This window comes from Mesorhizobium sp. M8A.F.Ca.ET.202.01.1.1 (assembly GCF_004791595.1).
Lineage (GTDB): Bacteria > Pseudomonadota > Alphaproteobacteria > Rhizobiales > Rhizobiaceae > Mesorhizobium.
Window position 1 is genome coordinate 192,674 of record NZ_SRUN01000014.1, and the last position, 18,614, is coordinate 211,287.

The following is an 18,614-nucleotide window of genomic DNA, read 5'->3' on the forward strand; positions in this document are numbered from 1 at the left end:
AGGGCCCAGTCATTTCGAGGCAAGCCATGAGCGACGCACAGACGCAGATTCCCGTAACCGTTCTCACCGGCTATCTCGGCGCCGGCAAGACTACGCTGCTCAACCGCATCCTGTCGGAGAACCACGGCAAACGCTACGCCGTCATCGTCAACGAATTCGGCGAGATCGGCATCGATAACGAGCTGATCGTGGAATCCGATGAGGAAATCTACGAGATGAACAATGGCTGCGTCTGCTGCACGGTGCGCGGCGACCTGATCCGCGTCGTCGAGGGCCTGATGCGGCGACCCGGCCGCTTCGACGCCATCGTCGTCGAAACCACCGGGCTCGCCGATCCGGTGCCGGTGGCGCAGACCTTCTTCATGGACGACGACGTGCGCTCCAAGACCAAGCTCGATGCCGTGGTGGCGCTGGTCGACGCCAAGCACCTGCCGCTGCGGCTCAAGGATTCCAAGGAGGCCGAGGACCAGATCGCCTTCGCCGACGTCGTCGTGCTCAACAAGACCGACCTCGTCACCCCCGAAGAACTCGCCAAGGTCGAGGCAACGATCCGCGCCATCAATCCGGCAGCCAGGATCCACCGCACGACACGCGCCGGCGTGGCGCTGTCGGAAGTGCTCGACCGCGGTGCCTTCGACCTGTCCAGGGCGCTGGAAAACGACCCGCATTTTCTCGAGGCGCATGACGACCATGATCACCATGACCATGACCATGATCATGATCATGATCACGACCATCATCATCACGACCACGATGGGCACGACCACCACCATCACGCGCATCCGTCCGATATCCATGACGTGACGGTGCAGTCGGTGTCGCTGCGCGGCGGCGAAATGGACCCGAAGAAATTCTTCCCGTGGATCGAGAAGATCACTCAGATGGAAGGCCCCAACATCCTGCGGCTGAAAGGCATCATCGCGCTCAAGGGCGATGACGAGCGCTATGTCATCCAGGGCGTGCACATGATCATCGAGGGCGACCACCAGCGGGCCTGGAAAGACGGCGAAAAGCATGAGAGCCGGCTGGTGTTCATCGGCCGCGAACTCGACGCCGAACGGCTGAAGAAGAGCTTTGACGCCTGCCAGGCATCGTAAAGTCGTATTGATGATCTTGAAGGGTTGATGTCGACTTCATGTACACATAGGATGTGTACATGAGTTTGAGGAGATTTCCGATGCCCAGGTCGGCAGACAATAAAACTGAGCGCTATCAAATCCGCATCGCGCCTGCGCAGAAGGCGATGATCGCGCGCGCTGCCGCACTGTCTCATCAGGACGTTACCGACTTCATTCTCAACAAGGTGGTTCCCGAAGCACAGGCGGTAATCGAAGCAGCCGAGGTTGCGAAAGTATCCGACCGCGATTTCACACGTATACTCGACCTGTTGGAGAACCCGCCGAAACCAAATGCCAAGCTCCGAGCGGCGATCGCGGCCTTGCCGGATACTCTGTGACACTTCCGTCCTGGCACGAGGAGCCGATCGCGAAACGCCATGATCGGGCCTCGTTCGATTGCGGCGATGCGCAGATGAACGATTTTCTGCGGCGGTACGCGCGGCAAAGCCACGAACAAAATGCCGCCAAGACCTTCTGTGCGATCGACGATGCGGCTTTGGAGCAGATCCTCGGCTTCTATACGATCGCACCTTCAGCCGTTGCTCATGAAGCCGTGCCCGAGGCGATGACGAGAGGTTTGGCGCGGCACGAGGTTTCCGGCTTCAAACTTGCCCGGCTGGCGACCGACCGCAGAGTCGCCGGACAGGGGCTCGGAAGTCAGCTGCTTGCCGCCGCGGCATTGCGCTGCTTGCGACTGGCCGGCGAAGGTGGCGGAATCCTGCTCATGATCGATGCCAAGAGCGAGCGGGCCGCAAGATGGTATGCCAGCTACGGAGCCGAGCGCCTCCAAGGATCGAATCTGACCCTGGTGATGCCATTGGCGACGTTCGCAACCGATCTGCGGGCGAAGGGGCTGCTTTGATGACAGCCTCTCGCACTTCGCTGATCCTCCGGTTGCCGGAACCGCAAACGTCGAGTAAGCCGCCTCTGTACTGTCATCTAGCTGAACAAAGATAATCATGCCCACAGTCGCCCCGCTCGATCTCGAAGGCCATTGCGTCGCCGCCGTCTTCCTTGGCGATGTGCCGCATTTCGCGCTGGCCGATGGCGCTATCCACCGGCTCGACAATGGCCACAAGACTGTACAGGCCAATGACGGGCTGCTCGCGGCCTTCCATGACGCGGCAAACGACCGGCTGATCACCGGCGGCGAGGACGGCAAGGTGTTTGCCGTGAAAGCCGGAGGTGAGACCCGGGAGGTGGCGAGCGCCGGCAAGAAATGGATCACCAGCGTTGCCGCCGGGCCGCAAGGCGCCATCGCCTATGCCACGGGAAAGACGGCCTTCGTGCGCTTCGCCGATGGCAAGATCCGGGAATTTGCCCATCCGCGCTCGGTCGAGGGGCTGGCCTTCTCGCCCAAGGGGATGCGCTTCGGCGTCGCCCGCTACAATGGCGCGACGCTGCATTTCCCGGCCGCCGAAGGCAAGCCGGTGGAGCTCGAATGGGCCGGCGCCCACACCGGCATCACCTTCTCGCCGGACGGCACCTTTCTGGTCACCACCATGCAGGAAAACGCCCTGCATGGCTGGAAGCTCGCCGACGGCAAGCACATGCGCATGAGCGGCTATCCCGGCAAGGTCAAAAGCCTGTCGTGGAGCGTCAAAGGCAAGTGGCTGGCCAGTTCCGGCGCGCCGGCGGCGATCGTCTGGCCGTTTTCGGCCAAGGACGGGCCGATGGGCAAGGCGCCGCTGGAACTCGGCACGCGCGGCAACGCCATGGTGACGGCGGTTGCTTGCCACCCGAGCCAGGATGTCGTCGCCGTCGGCTATGATGACGGCATGGTTATGGCCGTGCGCTTTTCCGACGCCAAGGAAGTGCTTTTGCGGCGCCCGGGCAAGGGCGCCATCACCGCGATGATGTGGGACAAGGAAGAACGCCGCGTCGCCTTCGGCAGTGCCGCCGGCGACTGCGGCGTCATCGACATCACTGCCTAGTTTCGAACCAGCGGATTACTCGGCGCCGCAGGAAACCTTGCCGGTCAGATCGACCGGCTTGCCATCGCTGTCCTTGTCGGCCGTGCTGTCATAGACGGCGAGCTTGTAGTTTCCATCATAGACGCCTTCGTCGCTGGCCTTGGTCAGGATCGTCAGTTCGACCGAACTGTAGGTCTTGGCCACCTCCTGCTCGCGGTAGATGTTCAGCCGCAGTTCCTTGTTGTCCAGCCAGTACTGGGTGAGGTTGGAGTTCTCAAAAATGGTCTTTCGCAGCTGATCGCCGGCGGGCCTTGCCTTGATTTCGAGATCACCGCGAAAATTGAAGGTCGGGCCGCCCATCCCGGTGGTGACGCCGGCATCGACCTGGAATTTGACCAGTGGATCATCGACGGAGCACCAGATGCCGCCGGTGGCGAACGCCGTACCGGTCGACAGGAACAGTATCGTCACGCAGATGATCGTCCGCATTTCCCTTGCCCAATTACCGTCCACATTGGCGCCGACTTCGCACGGAGCGTCAAGCGCCGCCGGCCAAGGCTGAGCCAATGCAGAACAGACGCACGGCCAATTGCCGTTGCGGAGGTGGATTGGCTAAGAGGAATGAGCCAGAGGGGTTTTCATGCACAGCAGCGATAGTTCAAAGACCATCGGCGGCATCAGCCGCGACCGCATCGCGCACTTGCGTGAGACGGAAGGGGCTGCCTTCCGCAAGGCGCGGCCGAAATCGCAGGCCAAGGTCGGCAACGGCCTGCCCGGCTTCTTCGGCGGCGTGCCAATGCACTGGATGAATGACTGGCCGACGCCGTTTCCGATCCTGGTGGACAGCGCCAGGGGCGCCACGATCACCGACGTGGACGGCAACAGGCTCGACGATTTCTGCCTCGGCGACACCGGCTCGATGTTCGGCCACTCGCCGCTGGCAGTGGCACGCGCCATTCGCCGCCAGGCCGGGCGCGGCCTGACCTATATGCTGCCATCCGAAGATGCGCTGGCCATCGGACCGCTGCTGCAGCAGCGCTTCGGCCTGCCGTTCTGGCAGATCGCGACGACGGCGACCGACGCCAACCGCTTCGCGCTGCGCGTCGCCCGCGCCATCACTGGACGGGAGAAAATCCTGGTCTTCAACGGCTGCTATCACGGCTCGGTGGACGAGACGATGGTGCGGCTGATCGACGGTATCCAGGTCAACCGGCCAGGACTGGCGGGCGAATTCCGCGACCTGACCCGTATGGCCAAGGTCATCGAGTTCAACGATGTCGCCGCACTGGAAGCCGCGCTCAACGACAGGGATGTCGCTTGCGTCATCGCCGAACCGGTGCTGACCAATTCCTGCATGGTGCTTGCCGATCCCGGCTACCACGAGGCGCTGCGACAGTTGACCCGTGCTGCCGGCACGCTGCTTTTGATCGACGAGACGCATACGATCTCGACCGGCCCGGGCGGTTACACCAGGAAATATGGGCTGGAGCCGGACTTGTTCGTTCTGGGCAAGCCGATTGCCGGCGGCGTGCCGGCGAGCGTCTGGGGCATGAGCCATGAAGTCGCTTCGCGCTATGCCGACTACAACAGGACGAAAGAGCCTGGCTATTCCGGCATGGGCACGACGCTGTCGGCCAACCCGCTGCAGTTCGCCGCCATGCGCGCCACGCTCGAGGAGGTGATGACGCAGGAGAATTACGACCGCATGGATCATCTGGCGCGCCGGCTCGATGCCGGGCTGACCGGCGTGATCGACCGTTACCGCCTGCCCTGGCATGTCGCCCGTGTCGGGGCCCGTGTCGAGTTCATCTGCGCGCCCGGTCCGCTGCGCAATGGCGCCGAGGCGGAGGGTGCGCATGCGCCGGAACTCGAAGCCGCCATCCATGTCGCGCTGGTCAATCGCGGCGTGCTGATCGCACCCTTCCACAACATGATGCTGATCTCGCCGGCGACGTCAGGTGCCCAGGTCAACCGGCTGATCAGCGCCTTTGGAGCGGTTGCGGCAAAGCTTGCGGCATGAGACAAGCCCCTCAAGCCAACCCGAGTTCCATCATGACTTCACCTTCGGGCTCGACGCCCACCGAGGCGCAAGCCTTCCTCGACGCCCATCCCGAGATCGAGGCCTTCGATATCGTGCTGACCGACGCCAATGGCGTCGGGCGCGGCAAGATCGTGCGCCGGCACGAGCTGAAAAGCATTTTCGAAGGCGGCCGGCATATGCCGATCTCCATCCTCGGCCTCGACATCACCGGCGAGGATGTGCACGAAACCGGGCTGATCTGGGACAGCGGCGACGGCGATCTCCGGGCCTGGCCAATTCCCGGCACGCTGGTGCCGCTTTACGGTACGAATCCGCCGCGCGGCCAGGTGCTGATGGCTATGTATCATCTCGACGGCCAGCCAATGTCGTCGGACCCGCGGCTGGCGCTCGCCCGGCAGGTCGACATACTGGCTGCCAAGGGCCTCCATCCGGCCGGCGCCTTCGAACTCGAGTTTTTTCTGCTGGCCAATGAGCGTGATGCCGATGGCAAGGTGCAGCCGGCGCGCGCGGTGCTCGATGGCCGCGTCTCGGGCAAGACCGAAGTCTATTCCGTCGACCATCTGCATGGCATGGAGCCGCTGTTCTCCGACATTTACGCCGCCGCCAAGGCGCAAGGCATTCCGGCCGAGACGGTGATCTCGGAATATGCGCCTGGCCAGTACGAGCTGACGCTGAACTACCGCAAGGACGTGATGCGGGCGGCCGACGATCTGGTCATGCTGAAGCGGCTGGTGCGGGCGCAGGCGCGCCGTCACGGTGTCACCGCCTGCTTCATGGCCAAGCCGATCGAGAAATATGCCGGCTCCGGCATGCATTTCCACGTGTCGCTGCAGGACAAGGATGGCCGAAACGTCTTTTCGGAAGCCACCGGCGAGAACTGGTCGCTGCCGCTGCTGCGTGGCCTTGGCGGCCTGATCCAGACCATGGCGGAATCGATGCTGGTGTTTGCGCCGCACGCCAATTCCTGGCGCCGCTTCGTCTCGCAATCCTACGCACCGGTGGCGCCGACCTGGGGCGTCAACAACCGCTCGGTGGCGCTGCGCGTGCCGGCGGGCGATGCGAAAAACCGGCGCATCGAGCACCGGCCGTCCGGCGTCGACGCCAATCCCTATCTGATCGCCGCGACGGTGCTCGCCGGCATCGTCAAAGGCCTCGACGAAGGGCTCGATCCGGGCCCCGAAACGACCGGCAATGGCTATGAGGCTGCCGTCACCCGTACGACGATGCCAGCCGATTGGCGCGCGGCAATCGAAGCGGCCAGGGCGTCCAGTTTCCTAAAGGGCGCGCTCGGCGAGGACCTGCACCGCACCTTCGTTGCGATCAAGCAGTCCGAATACCTGCGCGTGGCCCGCACGGTCAGTGAACTGGACTATCACCTCTACCTGCACGAAGTCTGACGGCTGGGCGACCCGGCGGCGATCACTTTTTCGCCGTCACCATCAAATGAGATGGCGTGATGATTGATCAGAACATATCATGAACAAATGAGTGTTCTCACCATCCGTGAAAAACTGGCAATCCTGTCCGACGCCGCCAAGTACGATGCCTCCTGCGCCTCATCGGGCTCCGCAAAAAAGGATTCGCTGAAGTCCGGCGGCGTCGGCTCCACCGAAGGCATGGGCATCTGCCATTCCTACGCGCCGGACGGCCGCTGCATTTCGCTGCTGAAAATCCTGCTGACCAATTTCTGCATCTACGACTGCAGCTATTGCATCAACCGCTCGTCGTCGAATGTCCGGCGCGCCCGCTTCGGCATCGACGAGGTGGTGAAGCTGACCATGGATTTCTACCGGCGCAATTATATCGAAGGCCTTTTCCTCTCCTCGGGCGTCATCCGCTCGCCTGATGAAACCATGGGCGAAATGGTCGAGGTGGCGCGGCGGCTGCGGCTGGAGGAAAAATTCTCCGGTTATATCCATCTGAAGACCATTCCGGAAAGTTCGGCGGACCTGGTGGAGCAGGCCGGGCTCTATGCGGACCGCTTGTCGATCAATATCGAATTGCCCACCGACGAGGGCGTGAAGAAGCTGGCGCCGGAAAAGAGGCCGGAGACAATCCGGCTCTCGATGGCCAACCTGCGCCGGAAGATGGAGGAGAAGGCCGAGCCGACGCTGCGGACCAAAAAGCGCGAACGCTTTGCGCCCGGCGGCCAGTCGACGCAGATGATCGTCGGTGCCGACAAGACCTCCGACGACGGCATCCTGCACACCAGCGCCCGGCTTTATGGCAGTTACCACCTGCGGCGCGTCTATTATTCGGCCTTCAGTCCGATCCCCGATGCCTCGTCTTCGCTGCCGTTGCAGAAGCCGCCGCTGATGCGTGAACACCGGCTCTACCAAGCCGACTGGCTGATGCGCTTCTACGGATTTTCTCAACCGGAAATCCTGGCCGGCAGCAGCGATGGCATGCTCGATCTCGCTATCGACCCGAAGCTTGCCTGGGCGCTGCGCAACCGGGGGCAGTTTCCCGTCGACATCAACCGCGCCGACCGTGAGACGCTGTTGCGAGTGCCCGGCCTCGGCACCAAGGTGGTGACGAAAATCCTGCAGACCCGCCGGCACCGGCGGATGCGGCTGGAAGATGTCGGGCGGATTTGCCATTCGATCGCCAAGCTACGGCCCTTCATCATCGCCGAAGGCTGGTCGCCAGGTGCGCTCACCGACAAGGCCGGCCTGCGCGGCCAGATCGAGCGATCCTGCGAACAACTGGCGCTGTTTTGACCATGCTGCCAGCGGAGCTCGACCTCGCCCGCTACACAGTTTGGCTTGAAAGCCAGACCGATTTCGCCGGCTGGCGCGACGCGGCTCGACGGCTGGCGCTGAATGAGGTCAGACCCGAGGATATCGGCTGGCATGTCGCAGCCGGTTCCGACCGGCCGCAAAGCGATTTGCCTGACGTGCCCGAGGGCGCGCAGCTCGTTGTGCCGCGCGATTTCATCGATCACACTGAAACCGCCTTCTGCCATTGCGACCCCGGCCGTTTCGCCTTCCTCTACCGGCTGTTGTGGCGGCTGCGTGCGGAGCCCAAGCTGCTGGCGATCGCATCGGATCCCGATACCAGGCGGCTCGAGGCGATGGAAAAGGCGGTGCGGCGCGATAGCCACAAGATGCATGCCTTCGTCCGCTTCCGGAAGATCGGCGATGGCGAGGAGGAACGCTATGTCGCCTGGTTCGAGCCCGACCATTTCATCGTCGAGCGCAATGCGGATTTCTTCGTCCGGCGTTTTACCGGCATGCGCTGGACGATCCTGACGCCTTACGCCTCCGCCGACTGGGATGGCGAAAGGCTAGCGATCGGACCGGGCGCCGCCAAGACCGACGCGCCTGACCAGGACGACACCGAAGCGCTGTGGCGGACCTACTTCGCGAACATCTTCAATCCGGCGCGGCTGAAGGTGAAAGCCATGCAGAAGGAGATGCCGAAGAAATATTGGCGGAACCTTCCCGAGGCCTCGCTCATTCCTGACTTGATCGCGGGAGCGGACAAGGCCGCCAAGGATATGATTGCCAGAATGCCGACAACGCCCGCGCCGCACCACGCCAAGGTGCAGGCAAAGCATTGGCCGAAGCATCAGCCAGCCGAAACGCCTGACGGCGATGCCGCGCACACGATTTCCGAGTTGCGCGAAGCCGCGAAGGGCTGCCGCCGCTGTCCGCTTTGGCGCGATGCGACGCAGACCGTATTCGGCGAAGGACCTGACAATGCCAAGGTGATCTTCGTCGGCGAACAGCCTGGCGACCAGGAGGATCTCGCCGGCAAACCTTTTGTCGGCCCCGCGGGCAAGGTGTTCGATGCGATCTTGGACGATGCCGGTGTCGACCGCCTGGAGGTCTATGTCACCAACGCGGTCAAGCACTTCAAATTCGAGCCACGGGGCAAACGCCGCATCCATTCCAAGCCGAATGCCGGCGAGGTTCAGGCCTGCCGCTGGTGGATCGACAGGGAATTCGAGCTGGTCAAGCCGGAGCTTGCGGTGGCGCTCGGCGCGACGGCGGCGCTGTCCCTGCTTGGCAAGGCGATCCCGGTGACCAAGATGCGCGGCCAGGTGGTCGAACGCGAGGACGGGTTGCGCGTCTTCATCACCATCCACCCCTCCTTCATCCTGCGCATCCGGGATCACGCGGATAAAGAAGCCGAACGCGAGCGGTTTTTGCAGGATATGAAGCAGGTGAGGAAGCTTATGTCGACTTGATCCATCAGGTCCGAGCGCTGGATAAGGATCGAGCGGTTGGCGCCGCCCCTCATTGTCCTGCCGGACATTTCTCCCCGTGTAGTGACGGGGAGAAAGGGGCTGTGCCCTGCGCTTTCGTCAATCACCATCGTTGCAAGAAAAAGCTCCAAGACGCAGTTAGCTTCCTTCTCCCCGTCACTATACGGGGAGAAGGTGCCGGCAGGCGGATGAGGGGCAGCGCTTGCGTTTGGGAGAGGGGACGCACCAGCCTTTAACGGACGAGAATTGCCCTGAGATCATTGACGTTCGTGCCGGTCGGGCCGGGCACGAAGAGATCGCCGACGGCATTGAAGGCCGTCCAGGCATTGTTGCCGGCCAGCATCGCCTTGGCATCCACACCCGCCGCCCGCATGCGCGAAACGGTCGAACCGTCGGCGAAGGCGCCGGCATTGTTTTCGGAGCCATCGATGCCGTCGGTATCCGCGGCAAAGGCGTGAATACCCTCTACGCCATTGATGCCGATGGCCAAGGCGAGCAGGAATTCCGAATTGCGGCCACCTTTGCCCTTTGCCCGCAAAGTCACGGTGGTCTCACCACCCGAAAGGATCAGCACCGGCTTTTGGAAGGGCCGATTACGCGTCGCCACTTCGCGGGCGATTGCCGCATGGACGCCGCCGACCTCGCGTGCTTCGCCTTCGATGGCGTCGGAGAGGATGAAGGCTTCGACGCCTTGCCGCCTCGCTTCAGCCGCCGCCGCTTCCAGTGACACGCCAGCCGAGGCGATCAGATGCACCTCGTTGCGCACAAAGCGCTGATCGTCGGGATCTGGTGCGTCGGCCGCCGGCGACTGGATATGCGCCATGACCGTGTCCGGCAGTTTCATGCCATAGGCGGATATCGAGGCCAGCGCGTCGTCACGGCTGCCAGTGTCGGGAACGGTCGGGCCGGACGCCACCAGGGCCGGATTGTCGCCGGGGATGTCGGAGACAACCAGCGACACCACCTTGGCCGGCCATGCGGCAGCGGCCAGCCGGCCACCCTTGATGGCGGAGAGATGCTTGCGGATGGTGTTCATCGCCGCGATCGGCGCGCCGGAAGCAAGCAGCGCCTCGTTGACGGCAATTTCGTCGGCCAGCGTCAGGCCGGCGGCCGGAGACGGCAGCAGGGCCGAACCGCCGCCGGAAATCAGCGCCACGACCAGGTCGTCCGCTGTCAGCCCTTGCACTTTCTCCAGCAGCCGCCGCGAGGCTTCGAGCCCGGCGGCGTCCGGCACCGGATGCGCGGCCTCGATGATCTCGATGCGCTCGCATCTGGCGCCATAGCCGTAGCGGGTGACGACCAGCCCTTCGATCAGGCCGTCCCAGACCTTCTCGAAGGCCGCCGCCATCTGTGCCGAGCCTTTGCCGGCGCCGATGACGATGGTGCGGCCCCTGGGTCTGGCCGGCAAATGGTCGCGGATGGTGCGCTCCGGATCGGCGGCGGCGACGGCGGCATTGAAGATCGAGATAAGAAAAACCTTGGGATCGGGCACGGTCATTCGGGGTCCGCGGACAACGCCAGCTTGCGCCTGTCTATGCCCAGGTGATCGCACAGCGCATCGACCACCACGCCATGATCCTGGCGCTCCGGCAGGCCGGACACCGCGATCACGCCGATGACACCGGCACCCTTGACCGCGACCGGGAAGCCGCCGCCGGCCAGCACGTAGTCCGCAATATCCAGCCCCTCGCCGAGCTTGAAGGTGCGGTCGGGACGCTGCTGCTCCAGAACCAGACGGTAGGTGCTTTTGAGGTAGCGCTTGACAACATTGATCTTGCGCCGCGCCCAGTCGGGATTGGATGCATTCGACCCCGGCATGGCGGCATAGAAGAGCGGCCGGTCGAAAGTCCTGATGTCGACGATGACGGGCAGGTTCTCAGCCAGCGCGCGGTCACGGATCGCCGAACCGAGCTTGAAGGCGACGGCCTCGTCGAAGGCCGTGAAGACAAGGGTCTCTTCCTGTTTCTTGATCAGAGTGATGTCGTCAGCAACGGTCATATGTCGTTCCCCTGTCAACTTCGCCGCACGCTTTGACCGATGGCTGCCGCCGGGTCAAGCAGGCAACACACCGCAGCGCTAAATTGCGATGTCGCTCTTGGCCGCCCGCCCCGCGACATAGACCTCGCGCACGGCTCGATCATCGCCCAGCGTCTGCAGCAGGAACAGTTCCCGCGCCAGCGTCTCGACCGTTTCCATCCTGAGCCGCATGGCCGGCGTTGCCCTCGCATCGAGCACGACGATGTCGGCATCGGTGCCTTCCTCCAGCGTGCCGATCTTCTCGACGACAGATAGCGCCTCGGCATTGCCGCGCGTGATCTGCCAGAAGGACTGGAAAGGGTTGAGCTTCTCGCCGTTCAGCGCGATCACCTTGTAGCCCTCGTCCATGGTGCGAAGCATCGAATAGTTGGTGCCGCCGCCGACATCGGTGGCGGCCGCGATGCGCAACGGCTTGTCGCGGCGGCGAAAGCGCTGGTAGTCGAACAGGCCCGAGCCGAGGAACAGGTTCGAGGTTGGACAGAACACGGCCACCGAACCGCTGTCCGCCAGCGCGTCCGCCTCGCGCTCCGACAGATGGATGCAGTGGCCGAAAAGGCTCTTTTTGCCCAGCAGCCCATAGTGCTCGTAAACGTCGGTGTAGTCGCGCGACCAGGGATAAAGCTGTTGCGTGAAGGCGATCTCGCCGTGATTTTCCGACAGATGCGTCTGCATGTGCAGGTCGGGATGTTCGCGGCACAGCGCGCCGGCCATCTCCATCTGCTCCGGCGAGGAGGTGATGGCGAAGCGCGGCGTTATGGCATAGTGCTGCCGCCCCTTGCCGTGCCACTCCTTGATCAGCGCCTTGGTGTCGTCATAGCCGGTCTGCGGCGTGTCGAGCACGCCTTCGGGCGCATTACGGTCCATCATCACCTTGCCGGCGATGTTGAGCATGTCGCGCGCGTGCGACTCGGCGAAGAAGGCTTCCGCCGAGGCCTTGTGCACCGAACAGTAGGCGGCAACCGTCGTTGTGCCGTGGCGCACCGTTTCATCAAGAAACAGCCGCGCGATGCGGCGGCCATGCTGCGCGTTGGCGAATTTGGTTTCCTCGGGAAAGGTGTAGGTGTTCAGCCAGTCGAGCAGTTCGGCGCCATAGGAGGCGATGACCTGCATCTGCGGGAAATGCACATGCGTATCGATAAAACCCGGCAGCAGCAGATGCGGCCGATGGTCGATCTTTTTGACGCCCTCGCCGGCCTGTTTCTCGACATCGGCATAGGCGCCTGATGCAACGATCCTGCCATCGCTTATCAGCAGGCCGCCATCCTCCTCGTAGCGCCAGGCTGAGTGATCGTCGATGGTTTGCGGCCAGCGCACGAAGGACAGGGTGCGGCCGCGCAGAAGTGTCGAGGTCATGCTTATTTCCCCGCGCCTTCGAACCAGGCGACCAGCAGCGCCCGTTCCTTGTCGGTGATCTGGCTGACATTAGCCGGCGGCATGGCGTGGCTGCGGCCGGCCTGCAGATAGATCTCGCGGGCATGGTCGGCGATGCCGGCGTCGGTGTCGAGCATCACGCCCTTGGGCGCATGATAGATGCCTTCATAGACCGGCTCGGCCGCATGGCACATCGAACAGCGGCCGAGAACGGTGTCGCGCACCGCCGGGAAATGCGCCGAGGCGATATAGACCTGCGCCGAGGCGGACACCTTCGGTTCACCGGTCAGCACCTTCGGCACGGTCGACAGCCAGATGATGATGATGAACAGGACAAGGGCGCCGAGCCACGTCCAGTGCGGGTTGCCGGCACGCTTGTGCACGGTGTTGAAATAGTGGCGGATGAGGACGCCGATGATGAACACCAGCGAGGCGATGACCCAGTTGAACTCAGTCCCGAATGCCAGCGGATAGTGGTTCGACAGCATCAGGAACAGTACCGGCAGCGTCAAATAATTGTTGTGGAGCGAGCGCTGCTTGGCGATCTTGCCGTATTTCGGATCAGGCTTGCGGCCGGCGATGAGGTCGGCGACGACGATCTTCTGGTTGGGAATGATGACCATGAAGACATTGGCCGACATGATCGTCGCGGTGATCGCGCCCAGATGCAGGAAGGCGGCGCGGCCGGTGAACAGGTGCGTCAGCCCCCAGGCGATGAAGACCAGCACGCAATAGAGCACCAGCATCAGGCCGGTGTCGCTTTTGCCAAGCGGCGAGCGGCACAGGAGATCATAGACCACCCAGCCGACGCCGATCGTGGCCATCGACAACAGAATGCCCACCGGCACCGACATCGGCAGCACATTGGGATCGATCAGGAACAGATCGGCTCCGGCGTAATAGACCACGCACAGCATGGCGAAGCCGGACAGCCAGGTGGCATAGGATTCCCATTTGAACCAGGTCAGGTGCTCGGGCATCTCGGCCGGCGCCACCAGGTATTTCTGGATGTGGTAGAAGCCGCCGCCATGCACCTGCCATTCCTCGCCGAAGGCGCCGACCGGCATGCCGGGCCGCTGGCGCAGGCCAAGATCGAGCGCGACGAAGTAGAAGGACGAGCCGATCCAGGCGATGCCGGTAACGACGTGCAGCCAGCGCACGGCGAAGCTCAGCCAGTCCCAGAAAATCGCGAAATCCATCATTGAAATCGTCCCTGCCGATCCGATGACTTTACGGTGTGGGGCGCAAACGAAAAGAGGCGAGGTGTACGATGACTTTCAAAAAAAAATGGAAAATACTAGGTTGATCACCGCAAACCGGTGAAGGGTGCCGATCCGCATGGCCTATCTCGACAACATCGCCGTCTTTGTCCGCGTCGTCGAGCTTGGCAATCTGTCGGCGGCCGGCCGCGACATGCGCATTTCGCCGGCGGTCGCCTCCAACCGCATCAAGGAACTGGAGAAGCATCTCGGCGTGCGGCTGTTCAACCGCACCACCCGGCAATTGATGCCGACCGAGCACGGCACTGTTTTCTATTCCGGCGCCAAGCAGGTGCTGGAGGCGATCACCGAGGCGGAAGCGGCCGTCTCGGCGCTGTCCGGCCAGCCGCGTGGCACCATCCGCGTCACCGCACCGCTCGGCCTCGGGCGCCGGCTGGTGGCGTCGGGCATTCCCGATTTTCACGACAAATACCCTGACGTCGAGGTGCGGCTGAGGCTCTCGGACCACAATGTCGACATCATGAAGGAAGGCATCGACGTCGCCTTCCGGTTAGGGATCATCGAGGATTCCAGCCTCAGGATGCGCGGCATCATGGAATGCGAGCGCGTGCTGGTCGCCGCACCCAAATATCTGGAAGCGCGCGGCGAGCCGACGGAGCCGCAGGAGCTGATCGGCAGGAAGCATGACTGCCTGATGCTGCGCTATTCCGGCGCGCGCGAATATGTCTGGACCTTGCAAACGCCCACCGGCCCGCAGAAATTCGAGGTGCATGGGCCCTATGACACCGATGATGGCGACGTGCTGACCGGCTGGGCGCTGTCGGGGCGCGGCATCATCAACAAACCGCGCTTCGAGGTCGAGCCGTTCATCCGCGACCAGCGGCTGAAAGTGATCCTGACCAGCACCCCGCCAACGCCGGTGCAGTTCGCCGCCGTCTATCCGCACAAGAAGCTGCAGGATCCCAAGGTGCGGCTATTGCTCGACTTCATGGCCGAGCGTTGCCAAAGGCTGATCAAGGACATTCTGGCGGGCAAGTGAGGGGCGGTCGCGTTGCTACGGGATCGGCCGAAGGCCCGCGACTTCGTCATCCACGGGCGGAGCGACGCGAAGCGGAGCGCAGACCCGAGGACCCATTCCGTGACTTTCGCCGTAAAGTGCAACGGAGCAGAATTCTGCACCGTGGCAGCGCCTTGACGCCGCGGCATGGATCCTCGGGTCTGCGCGACGCCGCTTCGCGGCTGCTCCGCCCGTGGATGACGACGCGGCGGATGTTTCAGCTAATTTTCGAGGTGTTTGAGAGCCAGCCGAAACGTGACTGCTGGCCGGCACATGGCCGGCGGTTGGCCCAGCGCCAGCGGTTGCCATTGGGGCATGCGGCGAACATAGTTCCCGCATGCCTTCCCCCAGGAACCATCCATGACCGACGGCGCCACAACGCATCTGGCCGCTTCGCTCAACATTGCCCTCGCAACCGGGCAAGCGCTCACTTTCAGCGATCTGGCCGGCTTCGCCCGGGAGGCCGAGGCGGCGGGGCTGGACATGATCATCCTCGACGACTCCGCGCCGCATGGCGCCGCGCCGAGCAGTCCGTTCGAGGCGACCACTCTCATCGCCGCGCTGGCGACCGTGACCGAAAAGATCGGTCTCGTCGCCAGCGCCTCGACGATCGCTCACCAGCCCTACAATCTCGCGCGCCGCTTTGCCTCGCTCGACATGATCAGCCATGGCCGCGCGGGCTGGAACGCGACGCTGGCGCAGACACCGCGAGAGGCCGCCAATTTCAGCCGGCCCGACGGGTTTTCAGCCGATGATTTTCGCCGCCGCTCGGAGGAATATATCGGCATCGTTCAAGGGCTCTGGCAGGGCTGGGACGCGGACGCGCTGCTGTTCGACAGGGACGGCGGCCGCTTCCATGATCCGCAAGGAATGCACCTGCTCGACCACAAGGGCGAGTTCTTCTCCGTGCGCGGGCCGCTGAATGTCGCGCGGTCGCCGCAGGACGCGCCGGTGCTGGTGCTGTCCGATCTCACCGAAGGCGACCTCGACTTTGCCGCCCGCACCGCCGATGTCGTTCTGCTGGACGAACGGGCGGCGGCAGAAGACAAGGCGTGTCATGGTGATTTGAAGCGCCGGGTTTCCGCCTGTGGGCGCGAGCCGGATGCGGTGAAGATACTGGCTGATATCTCGCTCACCGCTGACGGCGTCAGCGGGCTGGCCGACAGGCTGGAAGAAAAATCCTTCTCTAAGAGCTGCGACGGCTTCAACATCCGCTTGCCGGCGCAGCTTTCGGTGTTCGACGATTTGATCGATCGTGTTCTTCCGGAGTTGCGGCGGTGCGGGCTGCTTCGAGAAAACCATCCCGGCACCACCTTGCGCTCGCATCTCGGCCTTGCCGGCGGAGGTGACCAATGACCGCGCAAATGAAGCTCGGCGCCTTCCTGTGGGCGACGGGCCATCACATCGCCGCCTGGCGCCATCCGAAGGCGCATGTGAAAGCTGGCATCGACATCGATCACTACATGGCGCTGGCGCGCACGGCTGAAGCGGCGAAGTTCGACATGATCTTCTGCGAGGACGCCGCCGGCCTGCGCGAGGCCAATGTCGACATTGCCAGCCAGACGTCGCGCTCGATCGGCTTCGAGCCGATCAGCCTGCTTTCGGCGCTGGCTGTCCAGACCAGCCGCATCGGCCTCGTTTCCACCGCGTCGACCAGCTACAACGAACCTTACGGCCTGGCGCGGACCTTCCTCTCGCTCGATCACCTGAGCGGCGGCCGGGCCGGCTGGAACCTGGTGACCTCGGCCAGTCAGATCGAAGCCGCCAATTTCGGCGCAGCCGGCCTCAAGCCTCATGCCGACCGCTATGAGCGGGCGCGCGAGTTCGCCGAGGCGGTGACAGGGTTGTGGCGCGGCAAGGCAGGCCATGACGGACAGAGTTTTTCGGTCCGCGATCCGCTCGATCTGCCGCGCTCGCCGCAAGGCGCGCCTGTCATGGTCCAGGCCGGCGCTTCCGACGTCGGCCGCGACCTCGCCGCCCGCACCGCCGACGTGGTGTTCACGGCGGCACAGACCTTCGAGGAAGCGAAGGCCTTTTACGACGACCTCAAGGGGCGCATGGCGGCGTATGGGCGTGAACCCGATGACATCAAGATCATGCCCGGTGTCGCGCCCGTGGTGGCGGAGACCGAAGCCGAGGCCCGCGAAAAATTCGAGGAATTGCAGGAATTGATCCCCGACGACGTCGGCGTGGCGCTGCTGTCCAGCTATCTCAGCATATCCGACCTCTGGCGCCATCCGCTCGACGGTCCACTGCCCGACTTGCCCGAGAGCGAGGGCATGAAAAGCCGGCAGGCCCTGGTCGTCGAGCAATCGCGCCGCGATGGCCTTTCCATTCGCCAGCTGGCGCGGCATTTCGCCGGCGCGCGCGGCCATTGGCGCATCGTGGGAACCGCGGTCCAGGTGGCGGACGAGTTGCAGGCGCGGTTCGAAGGCGGTGCCGCCGACGGCTTCAACGTCATGCCGTCTTATTTTCCCGGCGAACTCGATGCCTTTGCCACGCTGGTCGTGCCGGAACTGCAGCGGCGCGGCCTGTTCCGCAAGGCGTATGAAGGCGCCACGCTGCGCGCGCATCTGGGCCTCAGGCGACCGAGCTAGCCGGCGGTCACCCTGTCATGCGGAGCGTGATGCTCTGCGTTCGAAGCCGCATTGTGGATGACCAGCGCCGTCATGATCTCGGCGGCGGCGAGCGCGGCAATAACCGGCGGACGCTTGTCCTTGACGGCGTCGCCGCCGATCGGCGAGACGAGGCGGGCGAATTCGGTCTCCGTGCCGTCGGCCGATTTCAGGAACCAGTGCCTGAAGGTCGCTTTCTTGGTCTTCGAACCGATCATGCCGACATAGGCCGCGTCGTCGCGTTTCAGCGCTTCGGCGACGATCAGGAAATCGAGCGCGTGGTCATGCGTAAGGACGGCGAAGGCGGTGCCGGCCGGGGCGTTGCGCAGCTCTGCCTCGGGCATCGGCGTCAGCCGCGTCTCGACGGTTTCCGGCATGCCTTCCAATGCCTCGGCGCGTGTCTCGATGACGACGCCATGCACGGGAAGAAGCGCAATGGTCGACGCGAGCGCTTGGCCGACATGGCCGCCGCCGAAGATATAGACATGCGGCAGATGCGCCTCCTCCGATTCAGCGTGCGCCATCAGCTTTTCCTCGATTGTGCCGTCGACCAAGCGGATCAACACCTTGACCCGACCCCCGCAGCACTGGCCGATTTCCGGCCCGAGCGGAACGTCGAGCGTGACGCCAGCTTCGTCAGCGTCGCGCTGCCCCTCACCCTTACCCTCTCCCCGTAAGGACGGGGAGAGGGGGTCGCCGGCGTTACGGCCGCTTCCCTTCTCCCCGTCACTATACGGGGAGAAGGTGCCGGCAGGCGGATGAGGGGCGGCGCCGACATCGGCAAACTCGCTGAAAGATGCGGAGCGCAAAGAGCCCAGCATCTGCCGCGCCTTATCGATCGCCATATATTCGAGCTGACCGCCGCCAATGGTGCCGAAAATCGCCGATGGCGAGACAAGCATGAACGCACCGGCCTCGCGCGGCGTCGAACCCTTTGCCGCCGCAACTTCGACAAGCGCGACCCGACCGGCATGGTCGAGAAACACTTTCAGCTCTTGAACCTTCGAGTTCATCGCCTGCACTTCCATCCAG

The 18,614-nt window shown here is 63.6% G+C and carries 17 protein-coding genes; 11 read left to right on the top strand and 6 right to left on the bottom strand.

Features of this window, described 5'->3' with window-relative positions; genetic code table 11:
* Positions 1–26: 26 nt before the first annotated feature.
* The 4 genes from EN845_RS27260 to EN845_RS27275 all read left to right on the top strand — a co-directional run bounded on the left by EN845_RS27260 (position 27) and on the right by EN845_RS27275 (position 3,052).
* Positions 27–1,097, top strand: a complete 1,071-nt coding sequence (locus tag EN845_RS27260) for a GTP-binding protein (RefSeq protein ID WP_127278015.1) — start codon at positions 27–29, stop codon at positions 1,095–1,097.
* A gap of 80 nt (positions 1,098–1,177) precedes the next feature.
* Positions 1,178–1,456 (top strand): DUF1778 domain-containing protein, encoded by a 279-nt coding sequence (locus EN845_RS27265; protein WP_027142795.1) that lies wholly within the window; start codon positions 1,178–1,180, stop codon positions 1,454–1,456.
* Positions 1,453–1,980, top strand: coding sequence for a GNAT family N-acetyltransferase (locus EN845_RS27270; RefSeq protein WP_127278014.1), 528 nt, complete (start codon positions 1,453–1,455; stop codon positions 1,978–1,980). Before EN845_RS27265 ends, EN845_RS27270 begins: the two co-directional genes overlap by 4 nt.
* Before the next feature lie 97 nt (positions 1,981–2,077).
* Positions 2,078–3,052, top strand: coding sequence for a WD40 repeat domain-containing protein (locus tag EN845_RS27275; RefSeq protein WP_127278013.1), 975 nt, complete (start codon positions 2,078–2,080; stop codon positions 3,050–3,052).
* A gap of 15 nt (positions 3,053–3,067) precedes the next feature.
* Here EN845_RS27275 and EN845_RS27280 read toward each other — a convergent pair whose 3' ends face one another.
* Complete coding sequence (locus EN845_RS27280) at positions 3,068–3,520, bottom strand: hypothetical protein (RefSeq protein WP_127278012.1); 453 nt, start codon at positions 3,518–3,520, stop codon at positions 3,068–3,070.
* Positions 3,521–3,671: 151 nt separating this feature from the next.
* Between EN845_RS27280 and EN845_RS27285 the strand changes: the two genes are divergently transcribed.
* The 4 genes from EN845_RS27285 to EN845_RS27300 all read left to right on the top strand — a co-directional run bounded on the left by EN845_RS27285 (position 3,672) and on the right by EN845_RS27300 (position 9,264).
* On the top strand, positions 3,672–5,051 hold the full coding sequence (locus EN845_RS27285; RefSeq protein WP_127278011.1) for an aspartate aminotransferase family protein: 1,380 nt from the start codon (positions 3,672–3,674) through the stop codon (positions 5,049–5,051).
* A 32-nt stretch (positions 5,052–5,083) separates the two neighbouring features.
* Positions 5,084–6,469 (top strand): glutamine synthetase family protein, encoded by a 1,386-nt coding sequence (locus tag EN845_RS27290; RefSeq protein WP_127278010.1) that lies wholly within the window; start codon positions 5,084–5,086, stop codon positions 6,467–6,469.
* Positions 6,470–6,556: 87 nt separating this feature from the next.
* On the top strand, positions 6,557–7,792 hold the full coding sequence (locus tag EN845_RS27295; protein WP_127280646.1) for a putative DNA modification/repair radical SAM protein: 1,236 nt from the start codon (positions 6,557–6,559) through the stop codon (positions 7,790–7,792).
* Between the two features lie 2 nt (positions 7,793–7,794).
* Positions 7,795–9,264, top strand: a complete 1,470-nt coding sequence (locus EN845_RS27300) for a UdgX family uracil-DNA binding protein (protein WP_127280645.1) — start codon at positions 7,795–7,797, stop codon at positions 9,262–9,264.
* A 250-nt stretch (positions 9,265–9,514) separates the two neighbouring features.
* On the opposite strand, the gene EN845_RS27305 is transcribed toward EN845_RS27300, so the two are convergent.
* The 4 genes from EN845_RS27305 to EN845_RS27320 all read right to left on the bottom strand — a co-directional run bounded on the left by EN845_RS27305 (position 9,515) and on the right by EN845_RS27320 (position 13,892).
* Positions 9,515–10,780 (bottom strand): glycerate kinase, encoded by a 1,266-nt coding sequence (locus EN845_RS27305; protein WP_127872929.1) that lies wholly within the window; start codon positions 10,778–10,780, stop codon positions 9,515–9,517.
* On the bottom strand, positions 10,777–11,280 hold the full coding sequence (locus EN845_RS27310; RefSeq protein ID WP_127279464.1) for a heme-degrading domain-containing protein: 504 nt from the start codon (positions 11,278–11,280) through the stop codon (positions 10,777–10,779). Before EN845_RS27310 ends, EN845_RS27305 begins: the two co-directional genes overlap by 4 nt.
* A 78-nt stretch (positions 11,281–11,358) precedes the next feature.
* Positions 11,359–12,672 carry a guanine deaminase gene (gene guaD, locus EN845_RS27315; RefSeq protein WP_127872928.1) on the bottom strand — a complete coding sequence of 438 codons (1,314 nt, stop codon included), beginning with the start codon at positions 12,670–12,672 and terminating at the stop codon, positions 11,359–11,361.
* Positions 12,673–12,674: 2 nt separating this feature from the next.
* Complete coding sequence (locus EN845_RS27320; protein ID WP_127279466.1) at positions 12,675–13,892, bottom strand: urate hydroxylase PuuD; 1,218 nt, start codon at positions 13,890–13,892, stop codon at positions 12,675–12,677.
* 136 nt (positions 13,893–14,028) lie between these two features.
* On the opposite strand from EN845_RS27320, the gene EN845_RS27325 reads away from it, so the two are divergent.
* The 3 genes from EN845_RS27325 to EN845_RS27335 all read left to right on the top strand — a co-directional run bounded on the left by EN845_RS27325 (position 14,029) and on the right by EN845_RS27335 (position 17,564).
* The gene (locus EN845_RS27325; protein WP_127872927.1) at positions 14,029–14,949 is read left to right on the top strand and encodes a LysR family transcriptional regulator; all 921 of its coding nucleotides are present in this window, start codon (positions 14,029–14,031) and stop codon (positions 14,947–14,949) included.
* A gap of 378 nt (positions 14,950–15,327) precedes the next feature.
* On the top strand, positions 15,328–16,323 hold the full coding sequence (locus EN845_RS27330; protein WP_127279468.1) for an LLM class flavin-dependent oxidoreductase: 996 nt from the start codon (positions 15,328–15,330) through the stop codon (positions 16,321–16,323).
* Positions 16,320–17,564, top strand: a complete 1,245-nt coding sequence (locus EN845_RS27335) for an LLM class flavin-dependent oxidoreductase (protein WP_127872926.1) — start codon at positions 16,320–16,322, stop codon at positions 17,562–17,564. The genes EN845_RS27330 and EN845_RS27335 overlap by 4 nt, the downstream gene beginning before the upstream one ends.
* On the opposite strand, the gene xdhC is transcribed toward EN845_RS27335, so the two are convergent.
* Positions 17,561–18,595, bottom strand: coding sequence for a xanthine dehydrogenase accessory protein XdhC (gene xdhC, locus EN845_RS27340; RefSeq protein WP_127872925.1), 1,035 nt, complete (start codon positions 18,593–18,595; stop codon positions 17,561–17,563). The two genes, EN845_RS27335 and xdhC, sit on opposite strands and share 4 nt — an antisense overlap.
* Positions 18,596–18,614 lie beyond the last annotated feature (19 nt).

Bases quoted from the DNA above. Each gene is read 5' to 3' on its own strand.
- EN845_RS27300 (WP_127280645.1), top strand. From the start codon at position 7,795: ATGCTGCCAGCGGAGCTCGACCTCGCCCGCTACACAGTTTGGCTTGAA.
- EN845_RS27325 (WP_127872927.1), top strand. From the start codon at position 14,029: ATGGCCTATCTCGACAACATCGCCGTCTTTGTCCGCGTCGTCGAGCTT.
- EN845_RS27320 (WP_127279466.1), bottom strand. From the start codon at position 13,892: ATGATGGATTTCGCGATTTTCTGGGACTGGCTGAGCTTCGCCGTGCGC.
- EN845_RS27260 (WP_127278015.1), top strand. From the start codon at position 27: ATGAGCGACGCACAGACGCAGATTCCCGTAACCGTTCTCACCGGCTAT.
- EN845_RS27295 (WP_127280646.1), top strand. From the start codon at position 6,557: ATGAGTGTTCTCACCATCCGTGAAAAACTGGCAATCCTGTCCGACGCC.
- EN845_RS27335 (WP_127872926.1), top strand. From the start codon at position 16,320: ATGACCGCGCAAATGAAGCTCGGCGCCTTCCTGTGGGCGACGGGCCAT.
- EN845_RS27265 (WP_027142795.1), top strand. From the start codon at position 1,178: ATGCCCAGGTCGGCAGACAATAAAACTGAGCGCTATCAAATCCGCATC.
- EN845_RS27310 (WP_127279464.1), bottom strand. From the start codon at position 11,280: ATGACCGTTGCTGACGACATCACTCTGATCAAGAAACAGGAAGAGACC.
- EN845_RS27275 (WP_127278013.1), top strand. From the start codon at position 2,078: ATGCCCACAGTCGCCCCGCTCGATCTCGAAGGCCATTGCGTCGCCGCC.
- EN845_RS27305 (WP_127872929.1), bottom strand. From the start codon at position 10,780: ATGACCGTGCCCGATCCCAAGGTTTTTCTTATCTCGATCTTCAATGCC.
- EN845_RS27285 (WP_127278011.1), top strand. From the start codon at position 3,672: ATGCACAGCAGCGATAGTTCAAAGACCATCGGCGGCATCAGCCGCGAC.
- xdhC (WP_127872925.1), bottom strand. From the start codon at position 18,595: ATGAACTCGAAGGTTCAAGAGCTGAAAGTGTTTCTCGACCATGCCGGT.
- EN845_RS27280 (WP_127278012.1), bottom strand. From the start codon at position 3,520: ATGCGGACGATCATCTGCGTGACGATACTGTTCCTGTCGACCGGTACG.
- EN845_RS27290 (WP_127278010.1), top strand. From the start codon at position 5,084: ATGACTTCACCTTCGGGCTCGACGCCCACCGAGGCGCAAGCCTTCCTC.
- EN845_RS27330 (WP_127279468.1), top strand. From the start codon at position 15,328: ATGACCGACGGCGCCACAACGCATCTGGCCGCTTCGCTCAACATTGCC.
- guaD (WP_127872928.1), bottom strand. From the start codon at position 12,672: ATGACCTCGACACTTCTGCGCGGCCGCACCCTGTCCTTCGTGCGCTGG.